This window comes from Paracoccus onubensis (genome assembly GCF_003591515.1).
GTDB classification, from domain to species: Bacteria; Pseudomonadota; Alphaproteobacteria; order Rhodobacterales; family Rhodobacteraceae; genus Paracoccus; species Paracoccus onubensis.
Map to the genome: position 1 here is coordinate 266,504 of NZ_QZCG01000007.1, position 6,000 is coordinate 272,503.

5 protein-coding genes and 1 pseudogene are annotated in these 6,000 nt (G+C 53.1%); 5 read left to right on the forward strand and 1 reads right to left on the reverse strand.

Translation table 11 applies throughout. From position 1 onward, the window contains the following. The first annotated feature begins 803 nt into the window (after nt 1-803). Both D3P04_RS12170 and D3P04_RS12175 read left to right on the forward strand, forming a co-directional pair. Nucleotides 804-2,204: pseudogene (locus D3P04_RS12170) on the forward strand (IS3 family transposase). Nucleotides 2,205-2,322: 118 nt separating this feature from the next. Further along, nucleotides 2,323-2,757 carry a hypothetical protein gene (locus D3P04_RS12175; protein ID WP_119749193.1) on the forward strand — a complete coding sequence of 145 codons (435 nt, stop codon included), beginning with the start codon at nt 2,323-2,325 and terminating at the stop codon, nt 2,755-2,757. A gap of 244 nt (nt 2,758-3,001) precedes the next feature. Here the strand turns inward: D3P04_RS12175 and D3P04_RS12180 are convergent, their stop codons facing one another. Further along, the gene (locus D3P04_RS12180; protein WP_232844993.1) at nt 3,002-3,184 is read right to left on the reverse strand and encodes a helix-turn-helix domain-containing protein; all 183 of its coding nucleotides are present in this window, start codon (nt 3,182-3,184) and stop codon (nt 3,002-3,004) included. A 184-nt stretch (nt 3,185-3,368) separates the two neighbouring features. Between D3P04_RS12180 and D3P04_RS12185 the strand changes: the two genes are divergently transcribed. From D3P04_RS12185 to D3P04_RS12195, 3 genes are all read left to right on the forward strand, one after another. After that, on the forward strand, nt 3,369-4,142 hold the full coding sequence (locus tag D3P04_RS12185) for a hypothetical protein (protein WP_119749195.1): 774 nt from the start codon (nt 3,369-3,371) through the stop codon (nt 4,140-4,142). Between the two features lie 9 nt (nt 4,143-4,151). Then, nucleotides 4,152-4,559 carry a hypothetical protein gene (locus tag D3P04_RS12190; RefSeq protein WP_147391926.1) on the forward strand — a complete coding sequence of 136 codons (408 nt, stop codon included), beginning with the start codon at nt 4,152-4,154 and terminating at the stop codon, nt 4,557-4,559. Between the two features lie 440 nt (nt 4,560-4,999). After that, entirely contained in the window at nt 5,000-5,560 is a 561-nt protein-coding gene (locus D3P04_RS12195) for a metallophosphoesterase (protein WP_119749199.1), read from the forward strand. Nucleotides 5,561-6,000: the final 440 nt, after the last annotated feature.

Sequence of the window (6,000 nt, forward strand, 5' to 3'; positions counted from 1 at the left end):
TTCGAGCAGATTTGTGCTTCTGCTTTGCGACATGAGTCACAGCCGACGGGTGCACGCCTAGTTCTCGCGCGACCACAGCAAACGACGATCCACGCTCATGCAGACGAGCCTTCAAGAGTTCGTGTCGATTTGCGACTTGCCACATTTGGGGTCTCCACTGATTCGCACCTCAGCAATCTCACTAACCGAATCAGAATTCAACATATTGGGTTGTGCGAGGGCGGGTGCCGGCTCTAAATCTCATAATCACTTGTTATTAAATGATATAAATTGAGTCTGTCTACTGGATTAAATGCAATCAGATAGCTGCAATCTGACAGATGATAGCATATCTAGTGTGATTGCAGTCATTGCTATCATTTGTGTTGTCAAGCTGCGATATCGTAAGTTTCTATATAAAATGCAATGAGTTGAGCTGTTTCCTTTCCCCTCAGTGAGCGTTTCGTATTTATTGTTGGGGGTACATTGGCAATGCTCAGATTTAGCCGTTGCCATTCTTTTTGGGTCGAGAATGTCCAGAATCCAAAAAGTAACATTTTCGTGATGTTACGTCTGCTTTGCGGAAAATGAGCTTTTTTGCCCGATCCTGCTTTTGAAGCTGGTCTAGATTCAAAACAAGCATCATAATCAGTAGCGCCTGTTGCCATGTTTCGCTAAGGTTTGAAGAAAAACGGAGAGGCTCTATGGCACGTGGAGAACTGATGAAGAAGTTGTTGTCTGTTGGCCGTCAGCACCCATGGCACAGATTTGAGGTTGTGATTTAAGGAGGATTTGGGTCTCGTCGGAGTGACGAAGGAACGCAGATGAGACCCAAATCCTCAAAATCGAAATCACCCTCCAAAGCCCCCGCCGAACAGGTGGTGAAAGATATCCGCCGCAAGACGCGGCGCCACTTTTCCGCGGAGGACATTGAGCGGGTGAACGCCACTGGTTCGAGAGAACCCGCGAAACCGGATCGTGCTGGAAGGCTTACGTGGCGATGACAGCATTGCGGAGCTATGCCGCCGCGAAGGAATCGCCCAAAGCCTGTATTACACTTGGTCGAAGGAGTTCATGGAGGCCGGCAAGCGTCGGCTGGCTGGTGACACGGTCCGGGCAGCAACCACCGACGAGGTGAAGGGCTTGCGCCGTGAGGCACATGACCTGAAGGAATGCGTCGCCGATCTGACGCTGGAAAACCGGCTGCTTAAAAAAAGCATGATCGCGGATGGGGAGGTCGACGAATGAGGTATCCCGCAGCTGAGAAGCTCGAGATTATCCGGATCGTCGAGCAATCCCACCTGCCGACAAAGCGCACGCTGGAGCAGTTGGGCATCGCACGCCGAACCTTTTACCGCTGGTATGATCTATATCTGGCAGGCGGCCCTGAAGCGCTGGAGGACCGTCCATCCGCGCCAGGCCGGGTCTGGAACCGAATCCCCACTGCGATCCATGACCAGATCATCGAGATGGCGCTGGAGCAGTCCGAGCTGTCCCCCCGAGAGTTGGCAGTGCGGTTCACCGACGAAAAGCGCTACTTCGTGTCCGAAGCCAGCGTTTACCGGCTCCTCAAGGCCCACGACCTCATCACCAGTCCAGCCTTCGTGGTGGTCAAAGCAGCTGATGAGTTCAAACGCAAGACCAGCCGCCCCAACGAGATGTGGCAAACCGATTTCACCTATTTCAAGATCATCGGTTGGGGCTGGGTGTATCTGTCGACCGTGCTCGACGATTACTCTCGCTACATCATCTCCTGGAAACTCTGCACCACCATGCGTGCCGAGGATGTGACCGATACGCTGGAACTGGCGCTCTGTGCTTCAGGCTGTGATCAGGCCCATGCGCGCCACAAGCCTCGGTTGCTCAGCGATAATGGTCCGAGCTATATCGCCGGCGAACTGGCTGAATGGATCGAGGCGCAAGGCATGAGCCATGTGCGCGGCGCTCCATTGCATCCCCAGACCCAGGGCAAGATCGAGCGCTGGCACCAGACTCTCAAAAATCGCATCTTGCTGGAAAACTACTTCCTGCCGGGCGATCTCGAAGCCCAAATCGAGGCCTTCGTCGAACACTACAATCACCGGCGATACCATGAGAGCCTGAACAACGTGACACCCGCCGACGCCTACTTTGGCAAGGCCGACACCATCATCAAACAACGCGAAAGGATCAAGCGAAGGACCATCCAACACCGGCGCTTGCAACACCGCAAGCTCGCCGCCTAACATTAACCCAATGACGAGGCCTATACTCCGCTAATTTACGCAACCATCTGAGCATAATGTTCTGACGACGGACAATCAACTGGCGCCCTATTGTGGATTGTACTATCGGATAAGCACAATGGCCGCGATGCCGCACAAGGTTATTCGTGCCTTGACGCAGGTGTATCAACGAGACGGACTCACTTTCGCAACAACGCTCGAGGTTTATCGAACGTCTGAACACCAATTTCTTGGCGGGCGCTATATCCGCAGGCAAACTTATTTTGTCTCGTATTGTGGTGGTCGTATTTATTTTCTGAATGCAGCGCCGGAAACCCGTTTCATTATGATGATATTCTATCCTGAGACTATTCCGACATTCGATTTCCTGCATGGCCGCGTGATGTCAGTATCTGATATTGGATCACGTAAGATTTTCCAAATACCAATTGCTCTTCAACGTTTGGGAAATAGCCGCGTAACAAAATCCAAATTGGATGCTTGCGGCATTTTCGACTATGATAGCCCTGAGATCGATGAAGAGGTGCGAAAGCGGATCGACTTAGAATGGTGAGTTGCATCTGTCACTCCGCCCAGTACTTTCGAACCGTCCTTGGTTATACGCAAGAGTGGAGCGCGCGTTGATTCCAAGCTGACGAACTGTATGCGCATTTGTCCCAAGGTTCGAACTGACCTGCCCCATCTGATCGGTCCGGATTGATTGTCCGTGCGTGACCGTCGGCCTCGAAGGACGAAGAGATGGTCAGAATAGGGATGCTGCGCTCCTCCACGTCGGCTCACCCACCGAAGCCAATTTATTATCCTTGCTCTCGTAGCAAATCAGCAGCGTCAATACCGAAGCCAACTGCTACACGATAGAGGTTGTCAACTGACATGTTTTGTTCGGACCGCTCCACTGCGCTTAGATAGGTTCTGTTCAGTCCCGCCTCCGCCGCGAGTCGCTCCTGCGACCAGCCGCGCTCGGCGCGCAGGAGTCGCATGTTGCGCGCAAGAATGTCTCGAAGTGGGCTCTTCGGTGTCGTTTTCACAGGCAATGCTATTGAGCATTGACGCTTTTGGCTCTACCTGTTTTAAGATACATTCGTAAATTGTAGAGTAAGTTCACATACAATCGACCCCTTGTCGCCGTACGTGAACTTACCAGAATTCATCGCGAGGTTCTCTATGCGCAATCTATTCGTCCATGCTTTGATTTTCAGCCAGCTGGTAACTACGGCTTTCGCTGACGAACTGACTCCGCTATCTGCGCCTGAGCCACGCCCTTACCCCTATAAAATCCTCGATCTCCAGCCCGGCCAGATCGCGACAGAAATCGTGCCGGAGCTCGAAGAGCATTTGGGTGGATCGCTCAATCCCAAGATTATCCAGCAGGTCGTCACCTCGCCCGAGGGGCTGCGCTTCGAAGCGGATATAACCATTGGCTACAACACTGCAGGTATCGGCTTGCGCACTCGGATGGGAAATGAACCCTACGAACAAATGACTCTGAGAAATGCGACACCGGTGCTCGAAGGGCGTATCGTAGGTATCTGGCGCACCATGCGAAAGCCTAACGCCGAGTTGCCTGATCCGGCCGCATTGGCTGCCCAGCTCGAAGAGTTGTATGGTCCACCCAGCTGGAGTGGCACCGATGCGCTTGGTGGTCGGATGGTCAAATATGTTTGGACACCATCCGGCCAACTTGGCCTCCAAGAGGAAGAGCCATGCGCACGCCTGTCCTACCAAGGCTATGCGTTTGATTCCGAACGACGGCGAGTGGCACCGCCTGAATGTTCCGCCGTTTTCACGGCGAGCTACGAAACCGAGGCAGGTCAATCGACCATTCGCTTCAGTCTCGTTGATTTCGAACTGGCACGGCAAGATTTGGAGGAAACGGATCGACAAATCCTTGAGCAGATTTCAGGGGAAAACGTCGAGCCTTCCGATATGAACCTTTAGGCCCCCGGAATGCAATTGCAGACTCAAGCCAATCCGGATGAAGCCGACAACGTGCTCGGCCTTCTGACAATGGTCGCAGTAGATTTCGATTACATTCCGCTGGACAGCGCCGAGCTACTCTTAATCCATGGCCTGATCGAAGTTCGAGAGGAGAAAGCTGATACGGCCCACGGACAGAAAACCATTGAGGCCTTTATTCCGACCCAAGACGCCATAAACTTCGTTGCGAAGGTAAAGGAGGATCTTCCTGCAGACCCGGGAGGGGCCTCCTTGATGCCCCAACCTGATAGTCTGCCCACTCGCGGCAAGCGAAAATGGGTGGTTTCGCAATCTTATCTTCAGAAATGGCGCAGTAGCGGGAAGCGCGTGTTACCGAAATCGATTATCCGGCGTTGGCGCCCCCGTATTTCGTTGTAGCAACGCTTGGGGAAAATGTTGCTCATTTCGGTTCCATAACGACTTGGGTAACTAAGGTATCGTCCGATGGTTAGCCACCTGGACGTTGAGAAGTCGCGATTTGTCATGATGTCGACGGAAGAATTCGAATATTTGACAAAACATTCAGAGGACAAGGCGACATGGGGAGGGTCGATGACGACGACACAGGAAAGGGAACTTTGCGCTCCGCGAAAGACAGGGCGCTCGGCCCGTTTCGTGTAAGATGTCTACACTGTAACACAATCGCTGAGAGTTGGCATCGGGATTCCCCAACGCCGAAGGGCGCCATCATCGGCATGGCCTATTGCCAGTGCGGCAATGTCGGGGCGGATAGCTTGGGCTTTCAAGATTTCGGACGGGTACTGTTTCGAAACCCGAACAGCTATGAAGTTGTGACGGAAAAAAAATGAGAGACAGGAATGGCCATCTGGTACACTGCTGACACGCATTTCGGCCATGAAAACATCATCCCATTCAGTGGCCGTCCGTTTCGTTCGGCCAGTCATATGGATTCCGCATTGATCGAGAATATGTGGAAGGTGGTGAAACCCGAGGACACACTCTGGATCGTCGGCGATTTCGCCTTCGGGCCCGCGGCGAAAGATATGAACTGGCTCGAGATGATATTCGGCCAACTCCCGGGAGCGGAGAAGCATCTTGTCGTCGGCAATCATGACGGCGAACTGTCACAGCTCTTGCCCTGGGATTCAGTTTCGCAACTGACCGAGGTCGAAGACAATGGAAAGTGCAACGTCCTGTGCCATTACCCGATGATCACATGGAGCGGGGCACGCAAGGGCGCACTCCAGATCTTTGGGCATGTCCACAACAACTGGTTCGGATCGCGTAATGCCGTCAATGCCGGTGTCGATGTCTGGGACTACATGCCCGTGACGCTGGCCGATATCGAGCGCCGCGCCCGGAAGTTGCCGATCAACAAGCATTGGACGGATGTGGAACAACGGACTGCAGCTGAATAACATCCTATCCTGACAGCCCATGTCATTCATTGGTTCTCGCAATGTTTCAGGATCTTGTCCCGAGCTCACCATCAGAGTTGGAATTCTGGTTACTGGATCAATTTACTGGGCAGCGCCGCCTCTTCGGGAACTTCATGGTTCTGCAACAACCAACCTTGTACTGCCGCGGGACTGTGGCGCGCTCGCGTGGAAAAAATCTTCTGAAATCATTGCTCCAATAGACCTTGGGCTGGTCATGCGATACTGTCAAATTGGCCCAATCAGAAGGAGCTGATCAACCCACTGGCCATCCGATGGTCCCGCACTGCAGAGTGTAAGCGCGACGCCGATCCCCTCCTGCCATTTTTGAGTTGATGCCTTCATTCTCCACGCACATGTGCGGCGGAGGTTTTGGATTTGGAGAGAGACGGCAAAATGGGCGTCCAATTGGACGGCTCTAT

Coding starts and splice junctions, on each gene's coding strand:
- D3P04_RS12175 (WP_119749193.1), top strand. CDS start 2,323: ATGGCCGCGATGCCGCACAAGGTTATTCGTGCCTTGACGCAGGTGTAT.
- D3P04_RS12180 (WP_232844993.1), bottom strand. CDS start 3,184: ATGCGACTCCTGCGCGCCGAGCGCGGCTGGTCGCAGGAGCGACTCGCG.
- D3P04_RS12185 (WP_119749195.1), top strand. CDS start 3,369: ATGCGCAATCTATTCGTCCATGCTTTGATTTTCAGCCAGCTGGTAACT.
- D3P04_RS12190 (WP_147391926.1), top strand. CDS start 4,152: ATGCAATTGCAGACTCAAGCCAATCCGGATGAAGCCGACAACGTGCTC.
- D3P04_RS12195 (WP_119749199.1), top strand. CDS start 5,000: ATGGCCATCTGGTACACTGCTGACACGCATTTCGGCCATGAAAACATC.